A 25,709-nucleotide genomic window follows, 5' to 3' on the forward strand; every position below is an offset into this window, starting at 1 on the left:
CCTTAGAACTGCTTTTTTCAATACATGGGTGCACATCTATCATTTCATCATGACAAGCAATGATCAGGTAACGCTTGACGCTGTTTTAATAGCAGGGACCTCCTCAATTGAGGATTGTCCATCCTTTTGATTAACGATTAAACCTCGAACTTTAACATATGACGGCACTAATGGATGATGACGAATGATATCAACACTTTTTTCAATAGCGTCACTGCTATTTTCATTTCCATTTAGCCATTTATCGAATGTACCGCCTGAAAATTCAGGCCTGCAATTTTGAAAAAGATAATCCAATGTTTGTAGTTTATCTTTCATTGTTTCAAGTTGAGTTCGTACATGATCTGTGGAAGTTCTCTTATCTTTTGTTCCTACAACAAAAACCTCCTCAACATCTTCCTGATAAATTGCAATAATAACAGACCTCATGATTTCTCCGTAAGGATGTGAGATATCGGCACCATAGCTTTGTATCGTCAACATATTTTCTGCTGGAGTATGAGTCACTTCTTGTAGAATGGGCTCCAGCCCGTTTTCCATGTCCGTCAAAAATAATACTTTTTTATTTTTATCTACATTCATATAGCCCACCTCTTCTTATGTGTTCATTTTTTGATTGAGTAACAAATCCATTTGAGATGATTATTTTAGCAGTTACCAGTTTTCCCACCGTCCTTCTGGATCAACACTAGCCAGTCGAACCCATCCATTTTGAACTTTTTGCAGAAATACTGAGTCTTTATTTAATAATCGTTCTACATGTTCTCTAGGTGCTTGGATGACGATCAACAAACGTAGAGGAGAATGATAAGCCTCATGGTCTGATTGCATGACGGATTGCCAAGGCAGTCCTGCTAACAAGTCACTTGCATTCCCTTGCATAACTCCGAGACCTGCAGTAACGGTTTGAGTTGCTTTATTTCCGCTGCCATAATAATGAGGTGCTACCGTTGATGCGTAATATTGTAAATTAATCCACTGGGCCACAGTTCCAGGCCCTGCAATAATATTTGCTAGGAGTTCACCGCTTTCATCCTGCTTCCAATCATAATTATGAAGAAAGGCTCTACCTTCCAAATCACAATCCTTAGTTAGTTCACGTTGGCCGATAATAAAAGCGGCATTACGAGCCAATCCCCATTCCGGACGTATCTCACTCCAATCTCCCGCAAATCGGTGTGCCTCTGCCTTCGGATTTTTAAGTTTCGATTGGAAATTCGGTAATTGGGCTAGACGTTCTGCATTTACGTTATGCCTCACTTTCGGCATAATAGCTTCGATACGGTCAAATGCTTCCTGTGCAGTTTCGGAAAGTTCTGGTACATAAAGCCAATGTAATTCATCCACCGTTGTATTATGTTCAGCGGCAGCAAAAACCGTATCTTCAGGGATTTTAATTCCTTCAGTTAAAAGAGCTTCTCTTACCTCTGAAAGATTACATAAAGCAGCTAAAACTCTTGCATTGAATCCACCGGCCGCTCCACCGCAGGCACCACAATCAAGAGCCGCAGCATAAGGATTATTGGTACTTTGACTACCATGCCCGCAAATCACGACTAAGGGTGCAAAATTCTCTGTTAATCCCATCATTTTTAGTGCTTGCCGAGCATAGTTCACTTTTTCTTCTTCAGTAAAACCCACAGGTATTTTTGCCTCTGTGTCATAATCATGATGAAGCGAGAGTTTTGTATCAGGTTTACGTAACCAAGTCTCACGGAGATGACGAATGAAACGATCCGTTTTTCTTGGTACAAAGCTGCGTGCTACCATTTGCAGACTAAGCCAAGGTCCACTTAACTCAGGTAGAAGCAAGCTCGTAAGTACATTTTGTTTCATCGTTTTAAATGTATGGCTTACGGAATGAACTGCTTGCTTGCGTTGGTTGTATTTTTCGAGTACCTCGTCATCTACGAACTCTTTTATTTTATTTTGTGGTTTTTGTATGACCGGCAAGGAGGCATGACTATGTTTACTGCCAAGTTCACAAGTTGCAATCGGCACCCCGAAGAAACCAGCAATACCAATCGTTTCAAACGGGCCTTCTTTTTCTAGTTGACGACGAAAAGGTTCTGATCGGACATCGATGCAGAATGCTAATTGAGCTAATGCAGATTTTTTATCGTTGGTTTCACGTTGTTTCGAGACGATCTTTTGACTTAATCGATCTGTGTGTGTTTGTTCCCAAGCTTCTAGCCAAAGTTTCCTGCGAAGTTTCTCATCAAAGCTGTAGGCAAATGATAAATATTCATTTTGTTCACTGGCCGGCATCTGAGACCATTCCTCTAATGTATGCCCACCCCAATGAATCCAAGCTGCTATAAGGGGAGCAATCGAAATTTTTTTCTCAGATGGTTCATTTGTCAAAGGCAAATATGGCTTTATCAGAGCCCACTCCATGGATATTCGAACCGCTAAATATTCTGTTAGGAGTGCATGTTCATGGCTCGATTGTTGGGAGCGCCAAAGCATCATCCCTGCCCATCCAGGTAAGGAAAGTAAATGACCTTCAAGATAAGTCTGGATTTTTGATTCTGGGATTTCTAGTGCGAATAAGGCTTCTTGTAAAGCCAAATGCGCCTCTTGTGGCCAATCTTTTAATCTTTTACGCTGCTTTTTACTAAGTGCTGGATCATATTGAATGAGATGCTGCCAGGCACGATAGAAACCTTCCTCACGATTAGGCATTGTCCAACCTGCTTGAGAGTCATCCAGATATAATTTACACCACTTGATAACATGATGATCAAGTATATTAACTAACCTTTCTCCGTCTTGATTCTCTATATACGAACTTATTGGTTGCATAAAAAAATTCTCGATATGATCCGTCTTCAGTCCACTACATTCATTCACCAATTTCTCCAGCTGATGTGATGATAAAAGGGTGGAAGGCAGTGGTTCTAATTTTAATCCAGCATGACAAAATCGTTCTGCCACGTCCCGCGGGATGTTAAAGGAATGTGAATCAAGCCAACGCTGCAGCCCCATTTTTACAAAATCTTCATCTATCTCACCTTTATTCTTTGCTGAACGGATCATAGACGCACTAGGATATATATCAACATCACGAGTATTTTTCAACCAACTTGCAACCTGATCAAAAGGTTGGTTTTCAAGTCCCATCCACGGATTACGTGCAGCAAATGTAGAAATAGGCCAAAGTGGTGCAATCACTCGGCTGGCAGATTCAATGAAAACGTTAAGATCCCTTTCTTGAACATCAATATCTGTATCTTTCTTTTTTACATTTTCTTTCGTTAATACGGATGTAATGCCCATCTCAGATTAGCTCCTTATGATATATATTGTTTAAGGTAGTCTGGGTGACTCTCTACTGACTTTGGTTTTGCTTCACCTAATCGAACTAACCAAAGATAGAGTACCGCGAAAAAAACGGAAGAACGATGACGAGCAACCCACGTACCTAAAGCACTGCCAAATAGCAAGAGACATACGACAATCATGACAGCTGGCATTGGAGGTTGAACACTTTGAAAAACGGTTGTATGCAGCCACTTATAGAAGAGGTTATGAATGATAAAATATACAAAGGCTGCTCCTCCTAAAAATGTTAAGCCAGCAATTCGGCCAATTCTTCCCTCACCAAAAGCTACGAGCTGAGTCCAAGAAACGGACAATGACCACCCTAAAATTAGCGCACTAATGAATTGATACCCTTCTCCAGGAGCAACGAGCCAAAAAGCAACACCTATAGCTAAGGATAAAATCCAACCAGCCATGATCCATAAATAGGATGTTCCTTTATTAGCACGAGCCAATCCTTCATGACGCCCTACTGCTGAACCAGCTTGTAAAAACAACGTAGCTTTGAATAAACCATGTAAAATAAGATGAATAATGGCTGCTATATAGGCTCCTAATGCACACTGAATGAGCATAAACCCCATTTGTCCAATCGTGGAGCCTACTAACTGGCGTTTATAGTCAACCTGGACTAAACTAATACCAGTTCCAATCAATACAGAGATGCTAGCAAGCAGAAGTAAAATAATCGAAGCTATACCACCATTAAATAGAGGTGAAAATCGAGCTAGTATAATCCCGCCTGCATTTACTAAACCTGCGTGCATAATCGCAGAAACAGGAGTTGGAGCAACAATAGACTCAATTAACCATCTCTGGAATGGCCATTGAGCTGCGGGAATGATTACTGCTAATACAATCAATAGCTGAATCCCTGTTCTCTTCCATTCCCCCAGCTCAGCTAAACTTTCATTTGTTAAAACCGATGATAACTGCCATTGACCTGTGGCATAAAAAAGCCACATTATCGCCAAAAACAAAGAAAACCAACTTAACAAAAATAATCGGCCAGAAACCTTGGCTGCTTCACTAGCCACTTGCCAAGCACTGTTTAATCTTATAAGTAAGGTTAAACCGGCAAGAGTTGCTCCCCAAAATATAACCATCAAGCGGAGATCACCACTTAACCATGCAAGTGAAGCAGCACCTGTAGTGAAAGTAAAAAGCGTAAAATATTTGCGATAAGATCGATCACCCATTAAGTACCGTACAGAAAAACGCTGAATGATGAGACCAATTGCCAAAACAAAGAAAGTCATTAACCAAGCTAAGGAATCTAAGTGCCAAGGGCCAATATTTCCATTCACACTCCTATTGGCAAGAATCACTAAGGAAACCAACGGTGGTAAAGCCAAGATCCCAATATGAATGCGAACAAAACTCAAGGGTACGCGTGGATGTAAAAACAATAATCCACTTATCCCAGAAGCAATCAGCATAATAAAAAATAATGTTAACAATGATGACAAATTCAGTGAAACTAACATTTCAAATTCTCCCTTTTTAAATGTCGTTATTGCTCAAAAGACCTTTAAACCAGATCCTATTTTTCTATAATTTAATACAAATTTTAAGTATCTCTATTTTTTCCCAACAAAAAAACCGACAACTTCAAAATTTCAATGATGATTTTAGATCATTGAATCTTGAAAATTGTCGGCTTCACTTCAACTAACTTCTGCGAAGTTTTTTGAAGAGCTACCTTATTATTGGTCATTTTACTTTATGCTATGTTTTAACTTTTTTCTAAAGAAATCATCGTTAAAACTTTTATTTAGTCCCTTGATTATAAAATAAATCGACTTATGTTACTCTTCTTTTTTATATTAGGATACTTTTTCATCCAATCAAGATTAAAAATTAAATATTAAAAGAATGCTAAAGACCTAATTATTTTAACAAAAGAAAAAACATCTGCGCCGATTATTAAGTTAAGTATAAGATATGCTAAATTTTAAACATTGTCAACAAAAACTCATATTATAGTCCATTGGAAGCCTTTGTAATACGGAGAATGTCGTATTAAATCCTTAATAAATGTTTCGTTACTGCGCTTTACTGTAAGGCACCTGTGCTTATCATAGTTAAATGAGATCCATACAAAATCACCTGTGAAAAAACATCCGTTCATCCGTTCACTAAAAGAACGGATGATAGACCTTTTATAAAAAACTCCTTTGGCTAAATATGTGCGGAAATAATAAAGTTATTTATTTAATTTATCAACAATTCTAAACACTTCATCCAAACTTCTAAGAAAAATGTTTCTCAATTAGATCCATATCATCTAATTTTCCCATACATTTTCTTTGCAGCATTTACTACCTCAATAGAACGTTCTTTGTAACTAGCATCAATGAATTTTTTAATAATTGTCGTTTTATATTCTAATTGATTTAGCTTATATTCTTTTACTAATTCACACCATCTCATTACTGGTTTACCATTTGTAGATAATTTTATTAATATATCTTCATCTCCTGGTAAAACATTATTCAAATAATATTGCCATCTTTCTGGGGTTAAACCCTTTAAAATTCCATCTACATAAATTTGTGCATCCCTTGATACTCCATAATTATTTCCTAATTTTGATAGCAGTACAGCTGATATACATACTCCTAAGGCTGGAGTTGGAATAGAAGTTCCCATAGAAGCTAATACTCTAGCTGCTGCTGGTTCATTATAAAAATTATCAAAGGCAAAATGAGTATCCCTCAGCTTTTTAGCATACTCAATAAAAGATAAAGAGCGTAAGTTTTCTGGGACATAATCAAATCCATTTACTCTCATTAAAATATTTTTTATTGCAGTAACTAATTTCCTATCTCCTTGGTTAACTGCTTCTGAATAAGCTATCCCAATAGGATATCTATCATCTGAAAGTAAATCATCCCAAATCTTTGGAATAATTAGAGACATATTTGCTAATACGTTATCAAGCTCTCCACCTTTGCTCGACTTTGAAAGATTTAAGAAAGTCCTTAATGTTGTTCTTTTATAAAAGTACGGACTATTTATTAACGCCTTAAATAAGTCATCGGTTTCTTTAATTAGAACTTGTTTCAGAGTGTTTCTAAAGTCGTTAAATGAAAACTGAAAATCATTTTCTTCAAATCCTAACACGTATTGCATACAAGCCTTTATACTTCTTTGTACTTCAACAATATCCATTTCTTCTTCCGCATCTCTTGATGAATGATAATGAATCACCTCACTAACCTGTGTGAATTTTATCTTAGCAATTTTATTAATAAAGCCTAAATCTGCAGCTAAATTTATGGTGTCAATTTCAGATATTTCGGATGAATCTGTTTCAGATCTTCCTAGCATTTCCAATACAAAGTCTTCACCCAATGATAATACTCTTTCTTTCAGAACATTTATTGCTCTAGTCCAAACATATTCTGCTGCCATATCATACAGCTCATTATCATATGCTTTTTGTACTTGACTGACTTCTCTAGGCGAAAGTCTCTTATTATAATGAATTAAATCTTGTACTTCTGATATATTTGCTGGTAGATTCACCCCATTAGGTGAGTTCCACACTTCTAATTCATTGCTCATTAGATGTCCTCCTGTTATAAAGTGAACTTCCATCTTGAGACTGAAAGTATACTCCTCGAATTCGTTCATCTCTCGAATCCATTAGCGCTTGGGCAGCTCTTTTTCTAGCTCCCCCAGCTATTTTTTTTTGAGTATCCGATGATTTAAGAAAAGCATTATAACCAAGAAGTTGACCTTTAGTATTTATTACTGTTATTCCATCCATGTTTAACATCTCTATAAATAAACCTGATAATCCGTAAAACTTCTCACTTAAATAAATATCTCTTATTTCATCAATTGACTCTTGTGCCGCCTCAACTAAGTCTATTGGCTCTTCAAACCATATTCCGTCAGAAAGAATTTCATTAGGAAAAACTATTCCTTCTTTAACAACTAAACAGATTGTCCCATGAATCTTTTGAGAGGCTGTCTTCAATAATTTCAGTATTACCTTATTAGAATCATAGACCATCCTTTTATTCACAATATCGCTTGTTATATCTGTAGCCATTTCTACTAATTCATTATATGCCTCGTTTTTTTCTTCGCTTATCAGCCTAAAATCAATATTTAATTCGCTTCCTTTGAGCCCTAAGAATTTAATTTCAAAATTACTCAAAACTTCAATATCTATTAATCCTGAATCATTATCATATGGAACATCATTCCCTGTATCCTCAAAGATAATTTCTGTAAATGATAATCCTTTTGGACCACTAAAGGATCTCAATATTCCATATTCTATCCCATCAGCTTCCATAGGCATTGTATCAATATACGCTATCCAACCATTATTGCAGAAAGGCACTATAGACTTTAATATTTTACTTAAGTCTTTCCCCCCTCTTTTCCCTTCAGCAATCTTCAAGACATAGTTATTGGGTACAAATTTTTTAAATGATTTTATAGCTGTTCCTAATAAAATTCTCGGACGAATTTTAGTCTCTTCCTCTTCATAATTACAAGCAGTAGAAAGAAATATTAATAAATTATTTAGAAACCCCCTAGGTAAATTAACATTTTCATTTTTAATTAAATTTCTAAGTTTATTCTTTACTGTTGAAAAATATATGATGTTAGCCAATTCACATTACCTCTCAATAATTATATAATCCAATTATATAAAATTGGCAATTAATTGTCTTGATAAAAAAACAAAACTCCCATTAAATTTACCTTATCATCCCAATCACATAAACAAAAATATATTTAAATTTTAAATCTGATAAGAAATAATGTTCACGTTCTGTATTCCAACATAATGCTAAAGTTTCCGTTCTTGAGCTATCGCACTTTGACTATGGCTCTCACATGGAGTTATCAAAGAATTTTCAGTTTATACCCTAGCTATTTCACCTACTTGATACCTTTTCGTACTATTAGCAACTGATCTATGAAAAAGTCCATATATTGAACACGGAAAGTATTTATGTAAATGTTAAAACATCCTCATGCCCACACTTTATACAATATCCTAATGTAAATTTATATATGTAGTACATGATTTGTTGGTTTTACCATTGTTGCCCCACCACAAAGGACGCACTCTTTATCTCTAGTTACCGGAGGAAATATTGAATATAGTGAGATGCACTATCTTAACCCATACTCTTCTAAAACTATTTGCAACTTTCTCTACCATAATATTTTTTCATAGAATCAATAATTTGTTCTTGAAATAAGTGTGTCAAACGTTTATCGATATTAGAAAATTCTAAATTTTATACCGTGATTTTCACTGCCCTCACTCCTGAAAAACAAAAACATCCGTTCACTTATTTTAATTATAAGCAAACGGATATTAGACTTTCTTATTTAATCAACTTTATTATTAGTTAAAAAATATCCAAAGGGGTTAAACATTTATTATTCCACAGTAACACTCTTCGCAAGGTTACGCGGTTTATCAACATCACAGCCGCGATGCAGTGCAGCATAGTAAGCGATCAGCTGCAATGGAACAACAGATACCAACGGAGCAAGCGCTGGGTTTACTTCCGGTAGTACGAATCTGTCATCCGCATCGTCTAGGCCTTTCAGTGAGATGATGCATGTGTTTGCTCCGCGAGCGGCAACTTCTTTAACGTTTCCGCGGATGCTTAGGTTTACGTGCTCTTGTGTTGCCAGTGCAAATACTGGTGTACCTTGTTCGATCAAGGCAATGGTGCCGTGCTTCAGTTCTCCGCCGGCAAAGCCTTCTGCCTGAATGTAAGAAATCTCTTTCAGCTTCAGTGCGCCTTCGACACATACGAAGTAGTCAAGGCCGCGGCCAATGAAGAAAGCGTTTCTGGATACAGTCAGGTATTCACGGGCGATCATTTCCATTTCGTCTTTCTGGTCGCAAAGGGCTTCCATTGCGTTCGCAGCGATACCGAGTTCTTTGACGAGGTCAAATCCGATATCAATGCCGTTTTTGTCAGCAGCTACAGATGCAAGAACAGCAAGAACAGCGATTTGTGCAGTGTATGCTTTCGTTGAAGCAACAGCAATTTCAGGGCCTGCATGAAGCAGCAACGTGTAGTCAGCTTCACGAGAAAGCGTTGATCCCGGTACGTTTGTGATTGTCAGTGCTTTGTGTCCAAGTGCTTTGACTTGAACAAGAACTGCACGGCTGTCTGCTGTTTCTCCGCTTTGTGAAAGGAAAATAAAGAGCGGTTTCTTAGACAGAAGCGGCATGTTGTAAGAGAATTCACTCGCTACATGCACTTCAACCGGCACGTTTGCCCACATTTCAATATATTGTTTACCGACAAGTCCTGCATGGTAGCTTGTTCCGCAGCCAATGATATAGATGCGGTCCGCTTCCGCTACAGCGGCAGCGATATCGCCAGGCACAGACAGTTTGCCGTTTTCATCTTGATACGTTTGGATGATTTTGCGCATGACAACAGGCTGCTCATCCGTTTCTTTCAACATGTAGTGAGGGTACGTACCTTTTTCGATATCGCTGGCATCCAGCTCAGCAATATAAGAAGCACGTGAAATCACGTCACCATCAAGGTTTTTGATGACAACTTGATCATCAGTGACGATGACCATTTCCTTATCCATCAGCTCTACGTATTCATTGGTTACTTGAAGCATTGCCATCGCATCAGATGCTACGACATTGAATGTATCTCCAAGACCGACTAATAGAGGGCTTTTGTTTTTCGCTACAAAAATCGTTTCTCTGTTTTCGTTGTCGAATAAAGCAATTGCATAAGAGCCTTTTAACAGTGTAAGTGTTTTGCGGAACGCTTCTTCTGTATCAAGACCTCCGTTGACAAATTGCTCGATTACTTGAACGACTACCTCTGTATCGGTGTCACTTTTGAGCTCTACATCTTGTAAATACTCTTGTTTCAGCTGAACATAGTTCTCGATCACGCCGTTATGAACAAGTGTAAAGCGGCCCAGTGCGCTTTGATGCGGGTGAGCGTTTAGATAGCTTGGTTCGCCGTGTGTTGCCCAGCGAGTATGGCCAATTCCAGCTTTCGCTTCTATATTGGCATCCACAACTTCACGAAGATCCGCAATGCGTCCTTTTTCTTTGAACACATGGATTCCCTGTTCGTTGGCAACAGCGATACCAGCAGAATCATATCCGCGGTACTCAAGCTTTTCTAACCCTTTCAGTAAAATTTCCTTCGCATCAAGCTGACCGATATAACCTACGATTCCACACATATTTTTCTTCCTCCTAAGATTGTAAAAGGAGACGAAGAAAGTCAAATTTCAAGGGGACTTTCAATCGTCCCCTCCTACATGTTTTTGGAAGATCATGTGATTTCTCTTTGTTCAAGGAGTTACCCCCTTGGTTTGAAGAAATCCTTACGGCTGTGATCTGCATAATCAGCCGGGAGGCATCCGCCGAAAATTCGATAACCTCCATCCTCGTCAACTAAGCCTTTTTTCGGGCGCTTAGTTCGGGCGCTATAATTATAGATGAAACAATAATCCCGTCTTTTCTTCCTCAGAGAAAATAAGAACAAGACAAGCTTGATTTTACAGCATGTGCCATGAACGGTCAATTGTTTTTTAAACAACTTTGCCTCATGTTTCACAATTATCATATGTAAGCCTCGCTTGTCTTGTTCACTCTCTGATCATAGGCTTCGTTACTCTAATCCCATTTCTGACCGGACGACTTCAACAATGCGATTGACATACTCATCGCACAGTTCTTTCGTCTTCGCTTCAGCCATAACACGGACTAGCGGTTCAGTGCCTGAAGGGCGGACCAAAATCCGGCCGTCGCCGTTCATTTCTTTTTCAACTTCAGAAATAACAGCTTTTACTTTTTCGTTCTCTTCGACTTTATATTTATCAGTTACTCTCACATTGACTAACAGCTGCGGGAACTTCTGCATTTCAGCTGCAAGCTCTGACAACGGCTTGCCTGTCGCTTTCAATGTGTTCATCAGCATAATAGCAGACAATAATCCGTCCCCTGTCGTGTTGTAATCAAGGAAAATAAGATGTCCTGACTGCTCACCGCCGACATTGTAGCCGTCTTTTTTCATCGCTTCTACTACGTAACGGTCACCGACAGCCGTTTGCACGCTTTTGATGCCTTCTTTTTCAAGCGCCTTATAGAAGCCAAGGTTGCTCATTACAGTAGAAACCACTGTATCATCCTTTAAACGGCCCTCTGATTTCAGGTGTTTTGAGCATATGTACATGATTTGGTCGCCGTCAACGATATTTCCTTTTTCATCGACAGCAATCAGGCGGTCGCCATCACCGTCAAACGCAAGACCGAGATCGGCGTTTTTCTCTTTGACAAACGCGCTGAGCGCTTCAGGATGAGTCGATCCGACGCCGTCATTAATGTTTAATCCGTTCGGGGAAGTCCCCATTGTTGAAACATCGGCATCTAAATCAGCAAACAGGTGTGTCGCCAAGGACGACGTTGCACCATGTGCGCAGTCCAGTGCCACATGAATGCCTGTGAAATCTTCATCAGCAGTCTGTTTTAAGAATTGCAGATATTTTTGCCCGCCTTCAAAATAGTCGTTTACAAGACCGAGATCGGCTCCGACCGGCCTTGGCAGCCTATCTTCCGGTTCGTCCATCAGGCGCTCAATTTCAGCCTCCTGTTCGTCAGAAAGCTTAAATCCGTCTCCCCCGAAAAACTTGATGCCGTTATCCTGCACTGGGTTGTGAGAAGCAGAAATCATGACGCCTGCCTCTGCATCCATCGCTTTTGTTAAATAAGATACACCAGGTGTAGAAATGACACCCAGGCGCATGACTTCTGCGCCAATGGATAAAAGTCCGGCGACAAGGGCTCCCTCCAGCATATGGCCGGAGATGCGTGTATCGCGGCCTATCAGCACTTTCGGACGTTGTTTGTCTTTTGTCAGCACATATCCGCCGAAACGTCCGACTTTGAAGGCCAGCTCAGGTGTAAGCTCACTATTGGCGACACCTCTTACACCGTCTGTTCCAAAATACTTGCCCATTTTATAATCGCTCCTTTTTTATTCTGATGTGGATTGTGAATCCGCAGTGGATTCGTCCTCATCCTGATCTTGGTTTTGATCTTTATTTTCGTCTTGTTTTTGATCATTGCTGTTTTTATCAGTGTTCGTTGTATCTTCTTGCTGGTTGTTCTTTTGATCATTCGTTTGCTTATCTGTGTCATCCTGGTTTCCTGATGTATTGCTGCTGTTGTCATTAGTTGATGTATTGCTTTTTTTAGATGTCAGCTTGATTTTGGCGTTTTTCTGCCCCAAGGACCAGGTTACATTCTGAGGCCCGTTGACTTCAAGCTTCACGCTATGCTCCCCGTCATCTAAATCTGAAACATTCACATACAATTCAATATCTGATTTCTCCAGTTTTTTTATATTGGCGGGAGAGCCTTTAGCCGTCACGTCTATCGCTTGCGATTCAGGATCTAGAAATTCAATGTTTTGCGAGCTGCTCAGCCCTACAGTCTTAATAGAGACATTCTCAAACTTCTGATCCGCTTCACTATCTACTTCTATATGCAAAGTCACCTTTGACGGCGAGATTTTTTTGACGCCGTCAGGAAGCGGAATATCTGCCTCGATATCGGAATCCTTGTTAATTTTGCTTAAATCTAAGCTGACGCCGTCAATAAATTCAAGAGAATCCAACACATCCTGTGAGCCGTAAACCGTTACCTCACTGGGACTTGATTCAATGTTCGCTATGCTGACACCGTCAGGAAGGCTTCCTGTCCGTTCAATTTTAAAGGGCACTTTTTTACTCGGGCTTGTTACCGGAACGGTAATCTTGATGACCGAAGGCTCTACGTCGACAGGAAGCGCGTTTCCGTCTTTATCATAGACAGTCACTTTCGCTTCCTTTTCAATCGTTTCATCTGCGTTTTCCAAATTCACTGAAGCTTTTACAAGAGAAATATTATCAATCACATTTTTAGATCCGGTAATCTGCACATTTTTCGGACTGACAATCGGCTGCTCCGGAGAATAGCCTTTTTTCATCTTGCTTTTATTGTAGTACTCCACTTCTACAGGAAAGCTTTTGGTCGTCCGTTCTTGAATGGTCACTGTCGTAACAGACGGGTTGATTGAGATTGTCAGCCCGTCTGACACGTTTTTGGCCTTTAGCTCCACCTTATGTGTGCCGGTTTTTAAATTTTCCATGTCGGCATATATTTCAAAGTTCTTGGTCTGTCTAGCCTTTTTCACGGCGCTTGTCGAGCCTTTTATCGTGACATTAACCGTTTGCGGAACACCTGTCACGACGTAATTTTCATCATCATAATACGCTTTGACCGGAATATCGGTCAGTGTTGCTTCATCAATTGTTGATGTCGGAAAGAAAGATTCACCCGGTTTTTTCGGAGTCGGTGCTTGATTGCTGTTAACCGCCACATAAAGCAAGAGCGCGAAAAGCAGAGCAATAATTTTCACAGCCCAGCGGTTGTTTAAGAATTTATCCATTTTTCTTGCCCCTCCAATACCAGCGATTAGAAGAAGTGTCTCTGGTGTTTTTCTTAAACTCGGCTTCAAGCATTTCTTTCAGCGCTTCTTCCGTCAGCTCTCTGTGAAGGTCTCCGTTCTTCGCCACACTGACGCCGCCGGTCTCTTCAGACACAATAATCGTCAAACTGTCTGTTACTTCACTGATGCCGACAGCCGCTCTATGCCGCGTCCCCAGTTCTTTTGAAATAAACGGGCTTTCTGAAAGCGGCAGATAACAGGCGGCCGCGGCTATTTCATTATTCTTCATAATCACTGCACCATCATGAAGCGGAGTGTTTGGAATAAAAATATTGATCAACAGCTCAGAGCTGACTTTGGCATTCAAAGGTATGCCAGTCTCAATATAATCTCCCATTCCGGTATCCCGCTCAATGGTCAGCAGGGCGCCTATACGGCGTTTCGCCATATAATTGATTGCTTTTGTGATGGCCTCAATTGTTTTCTGCTGCGCTTCCTCCACAGGCGTGCCGCTCCTTGAAAAAAAGCGGCCGCGGCCAAGCTGTTCAAGCGCTCTTCTCAGCTCAGGCTGAAAAATAATAATAATTGCTAAAAATCCCCATGTTATCGCTTGGTCCATCAGCCATTGAAGCGTGCTGAGGCCCAAATATTGGCTGGCCATACGAACAAGCACGATCACTACAATTCCTTTTAACAGCTGAACCGCTTTCGTGCCGCGTATCACCATAATCAATTTATATATCACATACCAAACAAGGAGAATATCAACGGCATTGCCGAGGTACTGCAAAAAAGGGATATCCTCAAAAGCCATTTCCTCGTCCTCCAAGATTTCAGTCATTTCGTATTTTGTGTTGTACGTGTTACGCATATGTACTTTACATAGCGAGCCCATTATACCACATTTCGATTTGGCAAGTGAAATGTGCCAGCCCTCTCAGCCCGTAAAAAAAGAGCAAAGCGACTGACGCGCTTTACTCTTTTCCTTTCGGATTTAATGCATTGACTACACTTTTCCCCGCAGACTTCATCTTGTACCATGTCCAATCGAATAATTGATTGATTTCTTCAATCTGACCGGTGACTTGTCCAGCAGAGGCCATATACTTTTCGCCGTTTACGACAGTTACATCCCCGTCTATTTTGCCTTTAATGATCAGCTTGCCGTTTTTGACAGTCACATCGCCTTTGACCGTCTCACCTTCTGGCACGATCACAGTGTGGTTATGCACCACAAGATTCGGTTGCTTGGACACGCTGAAATTTTGGTCATTATGCCAGCTGTTAAAAAATCCTCCGCCCATCAAAATGATGAATACCGCAGCAGCTGCGATAACGGGATGGGTTCTGAACCATCTTTTCACAGAAGCTCTTTTTTTCTCCTTAGGCAATTTTGCCATGACATTAGCGGTAAAATCCGCGGGGGCTTGGACATGCGATGTGCTCCGGACGAGCGCTATAGATTTTTCCATCTCATAAAAATGCTTTCTGCATTTCTCGCATGTCTCCAGATGTTCATTTAATACGTGTTCATCTTTTGGAAGGATATCTCCATCAAGATGCATATGCATAAGCTGCACAATTTGTTCAGGACAGCTCATTTCATCACCCCACTTAAAGATCCCTTAATTGTTTTCTGAGAGCCTCTCTGCCTCTGTGAATCCGCGTTTTCACAGTCCCCACAGGAATGTTCAGAATCTCGCCGATTTCAATTAATGAGAGTTCGTCAATATACTTTAATACGATAACTGTTCTGTATTTGTCAGGAAGCTTTAAAATTTTCTGCTGAATCGTGTTTGAGAGCTCCAGCGACACAACTGCATCTTCAGGCAAAACCCCATCTGCGGCGATTTGTGAATACATGGTCAAGCCTTCCGTACCAGCCACCTCTGCATCGAGGTAATAATCCGGCTTCTTTTTGCGAATGCGGTCAATAGTCAAATTGGTCGCAATTCGATAAAGCCAAGTTGAAAATTTCCGGTTAATATCAAAACTGTCGATATTAACGTACGCTCTGATGAAAGCCTCCTGTGCAATATCCTCTGCCTCATGCACATTGCCAAGCATACGGTAGCAAAGCTGATAAATTTTATCCTTGTAAATATCTACGATGTCCGCAAATGCATCTTGGTCGCCTTTTTTGACTTGTTTAATTCTCTTTTTAATCATCATTTCCATATTTATCTAACCTCTGCCTTCACCGGTCTGTATGTATACGAGCTTCGTTTCAAAAGGTTTCAATTTTTTTATAAAATAAGTTTATCAAATTTTTGGCAGGGTGTAGATGGTAATTCGTGAATAAACTACCTTAACATTTTTTTAAAATTATTATACAGACTGAACAGTTAGAAGTTGGAATGATTTTAAAAAGAAAAAAAGACACCTTTTGGTCAAAGGTGTCTGTGACTGGGCTAGCTGGATTCGAACCAACGCATGACGGAGTCAAAGTCCGTTGCCTTACCGCTTGGCTATAGCCCAATAATGGTGGAGGGGGGCAGATTCGAACTGCCGAACCCTGAGGGAGCGGATTTACAGTCCGCCGCGTTTAGCCACTTCGCTACCCCTCCATATTAATGTAAGAAAAGAGTGCCGGCAAGAGGACTTGAACCCCCAACCTACTGATTACAAGTCAGTTGCTCTACCAATTGAGCTACACCGGCAAGATGGTGGAGGATGACGGGCTCGAACCGCCGACCCTCTGCTTGTAAGGCAGATGCTCTCCCAGCTGAGCTAATCCTCCAAATGGTGACCCGTACGGGATTCGAACCCGTGTTACCGCCGTGAAAGGGCGGTGTCTTAACCGCTTGACCAACGGGCCGTTTGTGTTCTCGTCGAGCTGACAAAAGTTATTATATACAGGTTACACCCCCTTTGTAAAGAGAAAAATTAAATTTTTTATTTTCAAACTTTTTAACTCCTTTTTTAACTGAAAAAGCCTCCCAACATTTATCATTTCTTTTATGATAGAGACAAGCGAATCAAGAGAGGAGAAACCAATATGATACTAGTCAGCTCTTGCCTTGGCGGCATTGAATGCAGATATAACGGCTCTCACGCCGCATCAGAGAAAATCAGAAAACTCATCGATGAAAATGAAGCAGTCATGGCTTGTCCTGAGCTTCTCGGCGGCTTTTCAACTCCTCGTGAACCTGCAGAAATCATCGGAGGCACCGGCGAGGATGTTCTCAATGGAACCGCAAAAATCGTGACAGCTTCAGGAGAAGATGTAACAGAATTATATATGGAAGGCGCCGCTAAAACATTAGCTTACGCAAAAGAAATCAATGCCTCTGCCGTCATATTAAAAGAAAACAGTCCGTCGTGCGGAAGCAGTTTTATCTATAACGGCACATTCTCCGGCCAAAAAATCGCCGGCAGCGGAGTGACCGCCGCACTGTTAAAACGAGCGGGCTACCATGTCATTTCGGAAAACCAGTTAGACGACATATTGTAAGGAGGGCAACCACATGACTCAAGACATTTCTTTATCCTTCTATAAGCCTGAACATTTGCCGGAGCTCCAATCATTTACTCTAAAAAACGATGAAAAACGCTTTACCTCTCTCCCCAAAGAGGTGCTGACTCAGGCCCTGAGCATACGGGACCGGTATCCGGTTGTCATCTTAAAAGACGATTTGCCTGTCGGTTTTTTCATTTTACATACATCAAAAGAAACGCTTGCTCCGTATTCTAACAATCCATTCGCTTTACTGCTCAGCTCTCTGTCCTTACACGCAGTGCATCACGGAAAAGGCTATGCAAAAAAAGCAATGCTTCAGCTTCCCTCTTTTGTGAGCGGTTATTTTCCATGGTGCGATGAAATTATTTTGGCCGTCAATCATCTCAACACACGCGCAAAGCACCTTTATATGAAAAGCGGGTTCCTTGATAAAGGACGGCGAAGAATCGGACCGCTTGGAGAGCAGCTGATCCTTCATTACTTCTTATAGTCTTGGGTGAAATAAAATTTCAAAAATTTTAAAACATAGTTGAAATATCATAACAGAAATGAATATACTGAATATTAAAATATATTATTTTTAAACAGGGGGCCTCCTCATGTCAAAATCATTAAACCTTCACCGTCTTACAACGGAATCACGCAATAGCCAAACAGCTGAAATCCACAAAGCAAACACACTCGGCATCCTCAAAATGATCAACAACGAAGATTTGAAAGTCGCAGCCGCCGTTCAGCAGGTTCTCCCCGATATCAAAACAGCTGTAGACTGCGCCTACGACTCGTTTCAAAATGGAGGCCGGCTTATATACACAGGCGCCGGTACAAGCGGCAGACTCGGTGTCATGGATGCTGTTGAATGTCCTCCCACCTACAGCGTAAGCCCAGATCAGGTTATCGGAATCATGGCTGGCGGGCCTAAAGCATTTTTGCAGGCAGCAGAGGGCATTGAAGACAGTGAAAAAGCAGGAGCCGAAGATTTAAAAAACATACAACTCACTTCAAACGACACCGTCATTGCCATCGCAGCAAGCGGCCGTACACCTTATGCCGCAGGCGCCCTAACATACGCCCGTAAAGTCGGAGCCCACACCATCGCCCTTACCTGTAATGAAAATTCCGCCATCAGCAAGGCGGCGGATCACAGCATCGAGGTTGTCGTCGGACCTGAGGCCATTACAGGATCAACACGTATGAAAGCCGCAACTGCTCATAAAATGATTCTAAACATGATATCCACGGCAGTCATGGTCAAAATCGGCAAGGTTTACGAAAACTTGATGGTAGACGTCAATGTCAGCAACAAAAAACTAAAAGAACGGGCCATCAGCATCATCCAAAGCCTCACAAACGCTTCATACGACACAGCCAGACACACTCTGGAACAAGCCAATCATCACGTCAAAACAGCAATCGTCATGCTCAAAACAAGCACAGATCAGGAACAAGCTAAAACATTGCTTGATGAAACAAACGGTTTTATAGACAAAGCAATCGAAAATTACCATTCAAGATAAGGAGAGACCAAGAATGGCAACAGGCGGTTTAGCGATCATCCAATCAATGAAGCACAAGCTCCCTCCATCCGAGCGTAAACTTGCAGATTACATCCTAACTCATCCCCACAAAGCTATAGAAAGCACTGTCAGTGAAATCAGTGCCTTAGCCAATTCAAGTGACGCTGCCGTCATCAGGCTCTGCAAATCACTCGGACTAAAGGGATTTCAAGATTTAAAAATGAGAGTGGCAGGCGATCTGGCAAAGCCAGCTGTACAAGGCTATCGGGACATTGCGCCTCACGAACCGCTGTCCTCCATTTCTGAAAAAGCGGCCGGCAATGCCATTCAAGCCATTCAGGATACTTCAGACCTGATGGACTACAAAGAGCTTGAACGAGCGGTTTCTCTGCTTCTCAAAGCTCAAACCGTGCATTTTATCGGGGTCGGGGCTTCCGGCATTGTCGCCAAGGACGCCCAGCAAAAGTGGCTTCGCATTCATAAACAAGCAACCGCGTTCACAGACACTCATCTTGTGGCATCATTAATCGCAAATGCAGATAAGGATGACATCGTATTCGCTATTTCGTTTTCGGGAGAGACGCAGGAAATCATTGAACTGCTCACGATGGCTAAGGAAAAAGGCATCACAACGATCAGTCTGACACAATTCAGCCAGACATCCGTCTCCGCGCTGGCTGATGTCCCGTTGTACACAGCGCACTCCAACGAAGCCCTGATTCGAAGTGCAGCCACTTCCTCCCGCCTCGCCCAGCTTTTTATGATTGATGTTTTGTTTTTAGGCATGGCGGCTGAGCAGTATGAAGAAACAACCGGCTATATCGATAAAACGAGAGCAGCCATACAATCTATGAGAAAAAAATAAGGCATCTGGAAGAGGAGGGGTTTTGATGAGCAAAGAAAATAACTACGATCATCTCGCAAAGAAAATCCTTGAACTATGCGGAGGAAAATCCAATATTTCCTCGTATACGCATTGCATGACACGCCTGCGTATTACGCCTTACGATGAAAGCAAAGCAGATGCTCAGGCTTTAAGAGAGCTTGACGGCGTATTGGGGGTCGTCGAAGCTGAAACCATACAAATCATCCTCGGCACAGGAGTCGTCAACCATGTCACAGCCGCTTTCTCAAAGCTCGTGTCAGCAGAAGAAGGTGTCGACGTCAAAGAAGCTGCGGCCAAAAAGAAAGCCGACATAAACCGAAAAAACGCCACTCCTTTTAAACTTTTCTTACGTAAAATTGCCAGCATCTTTATCCCTCTTATTCCCGCACTCGTCGCTTCCGGTTTAATCACTGGGATTACCAAAGCAATCATTCAAGCCGGCTGGCTCTCTGCAGAATCACAAACCGCTGTTATCCTGACAGTCATCGGATCAGGATTGTTCACTTATCTCGGCATTCTCGTCGGCATTAATGCATCGAAAGAATTTGGCGGGACACCCGCTCTTGGAGCTCTGGCGGGGATCTTGATTACGAATCCGGAGATCGCAAAGATCAGTTTATTCGGGGAACAGCTTCTTCCGGGCAGGGGAGGTCTGATCGGAGTTCTTTTCGCAGCCATATTCATTGCTTACACCGAACAATTTATCCGCCGTTTTATTCCTCAATCACTTGATATCATTGTCACCCCAACCGTTTCACTGTTAATCACCGGAATCGTAACGTATGTCATATTTATGCCTTTAGGCGGCTTCATTTCTGATGCTATTACATCCGGCCTTCTGTCCATCCTGGACATCGGCGGCATCGCTGCAGGCTTTATTCTGGGCGCTACCTTCCTACCTCTCGTCGTGACCGGACTGCATCAAGGCTTGACGCCTGTGCACATGGAACTGATCAATTCAATCGGCAATGATCCTCTGCTTCCTATTTTGGCTATGGGAGGCGCGGGACAGGTAGGCGCCGCCTTTGCCATCTTTGTGAAAACGAAAAAATCAACATTGAGGAAAGCAATCGCCGGTGGGCTTCCGTCGGGGCTGCTTGGTATTGGTGAACCGCTTATTTTCGGAGTCACGCTGCCACTTGGCCGTCCGTTTTTAACAGCGTGCTTAGGTGCTGGAATCGGCGGCGCCTTTCAAGCTTATTTTCAGGTAGCCACCATTGCCATTGGTGTTTCCGGGCTGCCGCTTTCCTTTCTCGTCCTGTCTTCGCAAATCATCCTATATATCATCGGACTCTTTATTTCCTATGCGGCCGGCTTTTTATTGACCTATGCATTCGGATATAAAGAAGAAATGGCTTCCCAGTTCGATTAAATGGTTTCTGTTTCTGGGATAGTAAACGGATAGAAGCACGGAAAGGAGCAAGCCAGTGAAAACAAAGATACTGTTCTTATTCAGTGCCATTTTCACCCTATCTATATTGACGCCAAACGAAACCTTCGCGCAAACAGCAGACAACTTGGTTGAGCCGAAAACCATAAATGCAGAAACTGCACAATTCTCGTCGAAGAAACTAAGGAAGGTTGATCAGATGATAGAACGGGATATTGCAGCAGGATTTCCAGGCGCCGTTCTTGTCGTCGTGAGGGATGGCCGCATCATAAAAAAAGAAGCATACGGCTACAGTAAAAAGTACGAAGGATCAGAACTGCTGAGCCGTCCGGCAAAAATGAAAACCCGCACGATGTTTGACTTGGCCTCAAATACAAAAATGTACGCAACTAATTTTGCATTGCAGCGCTTAGTCAGCCAAGGAAAACTCGATGTCCATGAAAAGGTTTCTGCATATTTGCCAGATTTCAAGGATCAGCCGGGAGACCTTATTAAAGGAAAAGACAAGATTCGAGTCATTGATGTCCTCCAGCACCAATCAGGACTCCCCTCAAGCTTTTACTTTTACACGCCGGAAAAAGCCGGGATGTACTATTCTCAGGAGCGGGACAAAACGATTGAATATTTAACGAAAATTCCGCTCGATTATCAAACAGGAACAAAACACGTGTACAGTGACATTGGATATATGCTCCTCGGCTGTATTGTCGAAAAACTCACAGGCAAACCGCTTGATGTCTACGCGGAGCAAGAGCTCTACAAGCCGTTGAAGCTGAAGCATACCTTGTACAATCCGCTGCAAAAAGGCTTTAAACCAAAGCAGTTCGCAGCTACTGAACGTATGGGCAATACACGGGACGGCGTTATTCATTTCCCTAGCATCCGTACAAACACGCTGCAAGGAGAAGTGCATGACGAAAAAGCGTTTTACTCAATGGATGGCGTGTCTGGCCATGCCGGATTGTTCTCAAATGCAGATGATATGGCCATTCTGCTGCAGGTCATGTTAAACAAAGGATCATACCGAAACGTTTCTTTATTTGATCAGAAAACAACCGACCTATTTACAGCACCTTCAGCAACAGATCCGACATTCGCTCTTGGCTGGCGTCGAAACGGAAGTAAAAGCATGGAATGGATGTTTGGCCCTTATGCCAGCGAAAATGCTTACGGACATACCGGCTGGACAGGGACAGTTACTATCATTGATCCAACATACAATTTAGGCATTGCCTTATTAACAAACAAAAAGCATTCACCAGTTGCTGATCCAGAGGAAAATCCAAATGTGTTTGAGGGGGATCAATTTCCAACAGGCAGTTATGGGAGCGTCATTACCGCGATCTATGAAGCGATGGAATGAATGATTCGACGATAGGAGGAAGTTTATATGAAACCTGTATTTCCGCTTATCCTTTCAGCCGTTCTCTTTCTTTCATGTTTTTTTGGCACCAGTCAGACAAAAGCCGCTTCATCCAGCGGCTCAGCCGACGCCAAGCAGATTGTCAATCGCATGACGTTAGATGAAAAACTCGGCCAGATGCTGATGCCAGATTTCAGAAATTGGCAAAAGGAAGGCGAGTCCTCTCCGCAAGCCCTTACAGAAATGAATGAGGAAGTCGCCGACCTTATCAAGAAGTATCAATTCGGCGGCGTCATCCTTTTTGCAGAAAATGTAAAGACAACGAGGCAAACTGTACAGCTGACAGACGCTTACCAAAAGGCGAGCCCTAAAATCCCGCTCATGCTGAGTATTGATCAGGAAGGCGGCATCGTAACGAGATTAGGGGAGGGCACTAATTTCCCAGGGAATATGGCGCTAGGCGCAGCCAGAAGCAGAATCAATGCCTATCAGACCGGCACCCTTATTGGAAAGGAGCTCTCTGCCTTAGGCATTAATACAGATTTTAGCCCTGTAATGGACATTAATAATAATCCTGATAATCCGGTAATCGGCGTACGGTCATTCAGCTCTAATCGAGAACTGACAGCACGACTCGGTTTATATACGATGAAGGGTTTGCAGCGGCAAGATATCGCCTCTGCCCTCAAACATTTCCCGGGACATGGAGACACTGACGTTGACAGCCATTACGGATTGCCGCTTGTTTCCCATAGCCAAGAACGGCTTCGTGAGGTCGAGCTCTATCCTTTTCAAAGAGCAATCGATGACGGTGCTGATATGGTGATGACAGCACACGTTCAATTTCCTGCCTTTGACGACACCACATACAAAAGCAAACTCGATGGATCGGACATTCTGGTGCCGGCTACACTCTCGAAAAAAGTGATGACAGGTCTTCTTCGTCAGGAAATGGGCTTTAATGGCGTCATCATTACTGATGCTCTCAATATGAAAGCAATCGCAGATCATTTCGGCCAGGAAGAGGCTGTAGTCATGGCTATAAAAGCCGGTGTCGATATTGCATTAATGCCTGCCTCAGTTACTTCTCTGAAAGAAGAACAGAAATACGCACGTGTTATTCAAGCTTTAAAAGAAGCAGTGAAAAACGGAGACATTCCTGAACATCAAATCAACAAATCGGTTGAAAGAATCATTTCCCTGAAAATAAAACGCGGTATGTATCCAGATCGAAACGACGACAGCATAAAAGAAAAAATAGCCAAAGCCCAGAAAATCGTAGGAAGCAAGCGTCACCTGAAAGCGGAGAAAAAAATAGCTGAAAAAGCAGTGACGGTATTAAAAAATGAACAGCACACCTTGCCGTTCAAGTCTAAAAAAGACAGCCGAATCTTAATTGTCGCGCCCTACGAAGAACAAATTGCTTCAATTGAACAAACCATTCGCGATCTCGTCAAGCGAAAGAAAATCAAACCCGTGTCCCTCAGCAAAATGAATTTTGCCAACCAAGTATTTAATGCCGAGCATGAAAAACAAGTAAAAGAGGCTGATTATATCATTACCGGCTCCTATGTCGTGAAAAATGACCCTGTCGTCAACGACGGTGTCATCGACGATACCATATCAGATTCAAGCAAGTGGGCCACCGTATTTCCGAGAGCTGTGATGAAAGCCGCACTGCAGCACAACAAACCATTTGTCTTAATGAGCCTTCGCAACCCATATGATGCCGCCAATTTTGAAGAAGCTAAGGCACTCATTGCTGTCTATGGCTTTAAAGGATACGCGAATGGCCGTTATCTACAACCAAATATTCCCGCCGGAGTTATGGCGATATTCGGCCAGGCAAAACCCAAAGGCACACTTCCAGTTGACATTCCGTCAGTCACGAAACCGGGAGACATCCTTTATCCATATGGCTACGGATTAAATATCAAAACGGGAAAACCGCTCTAATAAGGAGGGACACATGAGAAAAACAATATTCGCTTTTCTCACAGGGCTCATGATGATTGGAACGATAACAGCTGCCTCAGCATCACCCGATTCTAAAAATCAAACGGCTAAAAAACCTAAAGTCCAGACCGGCATAGACACGCTTTTCCCGGATTATAAAAAACAGCTCAAGGGAAAACGAATCGGATTGATCACCAATCCAACCGGCGTAAACGCATCTCTGAAAAGCAGTGTCGATATTCTTTACGAGAACCCTGATATCAAACTAACAGCTTTATTCGGTCCTGAACACGGCGTCCGCGGCGACGCTCAGGCGGGAGACGAAGTCGGCTCTTACATTGATGAAAAAACCGGGATTCCCGTATATAGCCTTTACGGAAAAACGAAGAAACCGACTCCAGAGATGCTGAAAAATGTCGATGTTCTTATGTTTGACATTCAGGATGTCGGGACCCGTTACTACACGTACATTTATACAATGGCATACGCAATGGAAGCCGCTAAAGAAAACGGCATTCCTTTTATGGTGCTGGACCGCCCGAATCCTCAAGGCGGGAGTCATATTGAAGGACCAGTCTTAGAACCTGAATACGCCTCATTTGTCGGACTGTATCCCATTCCGTTAAAGCATGGAATGACCATAGGCGAATTGGCTTTACTGTTCAACAAGGAATTTGACATCGATGCCGATCTGAAAGTGGTGAAAATGAAACACTGGAAACGAAAAATGGATTTTAACGATACCCGACTGCCTTTCGTCCTCCCTTCACCTAACATGCCGACGGTGGAGAGCACATTTGTTTATCCTGCAACCGGGCTGATTGAAGGAACAAATCTATCCGAAGGGCGAGGTACAACAAAGCCATTCGAATTGATTGGGGCTCCCTTTATCAAAAGTACAGAGCTTGAAGAAACATTAAACAGCCTCAATCTGCCGGGCGTGACATTCAGGGCAGCTTCCTTTACGCCGACATTTTCTAAACATCAAGGAACGCTTTGCCACGGTGTGCAGCTCTATGTGACAGACAGAGAAAAGTTTGAAGCGGTTAAAACAGGACTGTCACTCATTAAAACAATACACGACCTCTATCCTGAACATTTTGAGTTCCTATCAACAGGTTCATTTGATAAACTGGCAGGCAACGGCTGGATCAGGACAAAAATAGAAAACGGTACATCTATTGAAGACATCATAGATAGCTATGAAAAACCACTCCAACAATTCAGCAAAACAAGAAAGAAATATCTTATCTATTAAGACGTAAGCATCGTATGTTACACGTGTAACATTTTCTTACCGAACAAAAGACCCTTACTTTTATATCTGAGTAAGGGTTTTTT

The 25,709-nt window shown here is 42.0% G+C and carries 18 protein-coding genes, 5 tRNA genes and 1 pseudogene; 8 read left to right on the top strand and 16 right to left on the bottom strand.

The window, feature by feature from the left end:
* Positions 1-47: 47 nt before the first annotated feature.
* From AC0C66_RS17415 to AC0C66_RS17490, 16 genes and pseudogenes are all read right to left on the bottom strand, one after another.
* Positions 48-582: pseudogene (locus AC0C66_RS17415) on the bottom strand (carbonic anhydrase).
* Positions 583-654: 72 nt separating this feature from the next.
* Positions 655-3,279: a DUF2309 domain-containing protein gene (locus tag AC0C66_RS17420; RefSeq protein ID WP_461845792.1), complete on the bottom strand. Its 2,625-nt coding sequence runs from the start codon at positions 3,277-3,279 to the stop codon at positions 655-657.
* Positions 3,280-3,293: 14 nt separating this feature from the next.
* Positions 3,294-4,811, bottom strand: coding sequence for an NADH dehydrogenase subunit 5 (locus AC0C66_RS17425; RefSeq protein ID WP_088680187.1), 1,518 nt, complete (start codon positions 4,809-4,811; stop codon positions 3,294-3,296).
* Between the two features lie 796 nt (positions 4,812-5,607).
* A complete protein-coding gene (locus AC0C66_RS17430) occupies positions 5,608-6,894 on the bottom strand; it encodes a hypothetical protein (RefSeq protein ID WP_088680188.1) in 1,287 nt (428 codons plus the stop codon).
* On the bottom strand, positions 6,884-7,960 hold the full coding sequence (locus tag AC0C66_RS17435; RefSeq protein ID WP_088680189.1) for a hypothetical protein: 1,077 nt from the start codon (positions 7,958-7,960) through the stop codon (positions 6,884-6,886). The genes AC0C66_RS17430 and AC0C66_RS17435 overlap by 11 nt, the downstream gene beginning before the upstream one ends.
* Before the next feature lie 782 nt (positions 7,961-8,742).
* A complete protein-coding gene (gene glmS, locus AC0C66_RS17440) occupies positions 8,743-10,545 on the bottom strand; it encodes a glutamine--fructose-6-phosphate transaminase (isomerizing) (RefSeq protein WP_003223659.1) in 1,803 nt (600 codons plus the stop codon).
* Positions 10,546-10,976: 431 nt separating this feature from the next.
* Positions 10,977-12,323, bottom strand: coding sequence for a phosphoglucosamine mutase (gene glmM, locus AC0C66_RS17445; RefSeq protein ID WP_003223656.1), 1,347 nt, complete (start codon positions 12,321-12,323; stop codon positions 10,977-10,979).
* Between the two features lie 18 nt (positions 12,324-12,341).
* Positions 12,342-13,796 carry a CdaA regulatory protein CdaR gene (gene cdaR, locus AC0C66_RS17450; RefSeq protein WP_072182581.1) on the bottom strand — a complete coding sequence of 485 codons (1,455 nt, stop codon included), beginning with the start codon at positions 13,794-13,796 and terminating at the stop codon, positions 12,342-12,344.
* A complete protein-coding gene (cdaA, locus tag AC0C66_RS17455) occupies positions 13,789-14,610 on the bottom strand; it encodes a diadenylate cyclase CdaA (RefSeq protein WP_003223651.1) in 822 nt (273 codons plus the stop codon). The genes cdaR and cdaA overlap by 8 nt, the downstream gene beginning before the upstream one ends.
* A 160-nt stretch (positions 14,611-14,770) precedes the next feature.
* Positions 14,771-15,397 (bottom strand): anti-sigma-W factor RsiW, encoded by a 627-nt coding sequence (gene rsiW / locus AC0C66_RS17460; RefSeq protein WP_072182582.1) that lies wholly within the window; start codon positions 15,395-15,397, stop codon positions 14,771-14,773.
* Between the two features lie 13 nt (positions 15,398-15,410).
* Positions 15,411-15,974, bottom strand: a complete 564-nt coding sequence (gene sigW, locus AC0C66_RS17465; RefSeq protein ID WP_003223646.1) for an RNA polymerase sigma factor SigW — start codon at positions 15,972-15,974, stop codon at positions 15,411-15,413.
* 228 nt (positions 15,975-16,202) lie between these two features.
* Positions 16,203-16,274: transfer RNA gene (locus AC0C66_RS17470), tRNA-Gln, on the bottom strand.
* A gap of 4 nt (positions 16,275-16,278) precedes the next feature.
* Positions 16,279-16,363 (bottom strand) — tRNA-Tyr (locus tag AC0C66_RS17475).
* Between the two features lie 20 nt (positions 16,364-16,383).
* A tRNA-Thr gene (locus AC0C66_RS17480) sits at positions 16,384-16,456 on the bottom strand.
* Positions 16,457-16,460: 4 nt separating this feature from the next.
* Positions 16,461-16,536 (bottom strand) — tRNA-Val (locus AC0C66_RS17485).
* A 3-nt stretch (positions 16,537-16,539) separates the two neighbouring features.
* Positions 16,540-16,614, bottom strand: a tRNA-Glu gene (locus AC0C66_RS17490).
* A 180-nt stretch (positions 16,615-16,794) separates the two neighbouring features.
* On the opposite strand from AC0C66_RS17490, the gene AC0C66_RS17495 reads away from it, so the two are divergent.
* The 8 genes from AC0C66_RS17495 (at position 16,795) to AC0C66_RS17530 (ending at position 25,626) form a co-directional block, all read left to right on the top strand.
* Positions 16,795-17,250: a 2-thiouracil desulfurase family protein gene (locus AC0C66_RS17495; protein ID WP_014112446.1), complete on the top strand. Its 456-nt coding sequence runs from the start codon at positions 16,795-16,797 to the stop codon at positions 17,248-17,250.
* Positions 17,251-17,263: 13 nt separating this feature from the next.
* On the top strand, positions 17,264-17,746 hold the full coding sequence (locus AC0C66_RS17500; protein ID WP_072181791.1) for a GNAT family N-acetyltransferase: 483 nt from the start codon (positions 17,264-17,266) through the stop codon (positions 17,744-17,746).
* A 109-nt stretch (positions 17,747-17,855) separates the two neighbouring features.
* The gene (gene murQ / locus AC0C66_RS17505) at positions 17,856-18,773 is read left to right on the top strand and encodes an N-acetylmuramic acid 6-phosphate etherase (protein ID WP_072181792.1); all 918 of its coding nucleotides are present in this window, start codon (positions 17,856-17,858) and stop codon (positions 18,771-18,773) included.
* Between the two features lie 13 nt (positions 18,774-18,786).
* The gene (locus AC0C66_RS17510; protein ID WP_014112444.1) at positions 18,787-19,638 is read left to right on the top strand and encodes a MurR/RpiR family transcriptional regulator; all 852 of its coding nucleotides are present in this window, start codon (positions 18,787-18,789) and stop codon (positions 19,636-19,638) included.
* Between the two features lie 25 nt (positions 19,639-19,663).
* Positions 19,664-21,031 (top strand): PTS transporter subunit EIIC, encoded by a 1,368-nt coding sequence (locus AC0C66_RS17515; protein WP_072181794.1) that lies wholly within the window; start codon positions 19,664-19,666, stop codon positions 21,029-21,031.
* A 55-nt stretch (positions 21,032-21,086) separates the two neighbouring features.
* Positions 21,087-22,412 (top strand): N-acetylmuramoyl-L-alanine amidase, encoded by a 1,326-nt coding sequence (gene amiE / locus AC0C66_RS17520; RefSeq protein ID WP_461845790.1) that lies wholly within the window; start codon positions 21,087-21,089, stop codon positions 22,410-22,412.
* Positions 22,413-22,439: 27 nt separating this feature from the next.
* On the top strand, positions 22,440-24,368 hold the full coding sequence (locus AC0C66_RS17525) for a glycoside hydrolase family 3 protein (protein WP_472973644.1): 1,929 nt from the start codon (positions 22,440-22,442) through the stop codon (positions 24,366-24,368).
* A 13-nt stretch (positions 24,369-24,381) separates the two neighbouring features.
* Positions 24,382-25,626: an exo-beta-N-acetylmuramidase NamZ family protein gene (locus AC0C66_RS17530; protein ID WP_072181797.1), complete on the top strand. Its 1,245-nt coding sequence runs from the start codon at positions 24,382-24,384 to the stop codon at positions 25,624-25,626.
* Positions 25,627-25,709 lie beyond the last annotated feature (83 nt).

The sequence above is a fragment of the Bacillus sp. VA13 genome (genome assembly GCF_055710085.1).

Coding starts and splice junctions, on each gene's coding strand:
- AC0C66_RS17420 (WP_461845792.1), bottom strand. CDS start 3,279: ATGGGCATTACATCCGTATTAACGAAAGAAAATGTAAAAAAGAAAGAT.
- AC0C66_RS17425 (WP_088680187.1), bottom strand. CDS start 4,811: ATGTTAGTTTCACTGAATTTGTCATCATTGTTAACATTATTTTTTATT.
- AC0C66_RS17430 (WP_088680188.1), bottom strand. CDS start 6,894: ATGAGCAATGAATTAGAAGTGTGGAACTCACCTAATGGGGTGAATCTA.
- glmS (WP_003223659.1), bottom strand. CDS start 10,545: ATGTGTGGAATCGTAGGTTATATCGGTCAGCTTGATGCGAAGGAAATT.
- glmM (WP_003223656.1), bottom strand. CDS start 12,323: ATGGGCAAGTATTTTGGAACAGACGGTGTAAGAGGTGTCGCCAATAGT.
- cdaR (WP_072182581.1), bottom strand. CDS start 13,796: ATGGATAAATTCTTAAACAACCGCTGGGCTGTGAAAATTATTGCTCTG.
- cdaA (WP_003223651.1), bottom strand. CDS start 14,610: ATGGCTTTTGAGGATATCCCTTTTTTGCAGTACCTCGGCAATGCCGTT.
- rsiW (WP_072182582.1), bottom strand. CDS start 15,397: ATGAGCTGTCCTGAACAAATTGTGCAGCTTATGCATATGCATCTTGAT.
- sigW (WP_003223646.1), bottom strand. CDS start 15,974: ATGGAAATGATGATTAAAAAGAGAATTAAACAAGTCAAAAAAGGCGAC.
- AC0C66_RS17495 (WP_014112446.1), top strand. CDS start 16,795: ATGATACTAGTCAGCTCTTGCCTTGGCGGCATTGAATGCAGATATAAC.
- AC0C66_RS17500 (WP_072181791.1), top strand. CDS start 17,264: ATGACTCAAGACATTTCTTTATCCTTCTATAAGCCTGAACATTTGCCG.
- murQ (WP_072181792.1), top strand. CDS start 17,856: ATGTCAAAATCATTAAACCTTCACCGTCTTACAACGGAATCACGCAAT.
- AC0C66_RS17510 (WP_014112444.1), top strand. CDS start 18,787: ATGGCAACAGGCGGTTTAGCGATCATCCAATCAATGAAGCACAAGCTC.
- AC0C66_RS17515 (WP_072181794.1), top strand. CDS start 19,664: ATGAGCAAAGAAAATAACTACGATCATCTCGCAAAGAAAATCCTTGAA.
- AC0C66_RS17525 (WP_472973644.1), top strand. CDS start 22,440: ATGAAACCTGTATTTCCGCTTATCCTTTCAGCCGTTCTCTTTCTTTCA.
- AC0C66_RS17530 (WP_072181797.1), top strand. CDS start 24,382: ATGAGAAAAACAATATTCGCTTTTCTCACAGGGCTCATGATGATTGGA.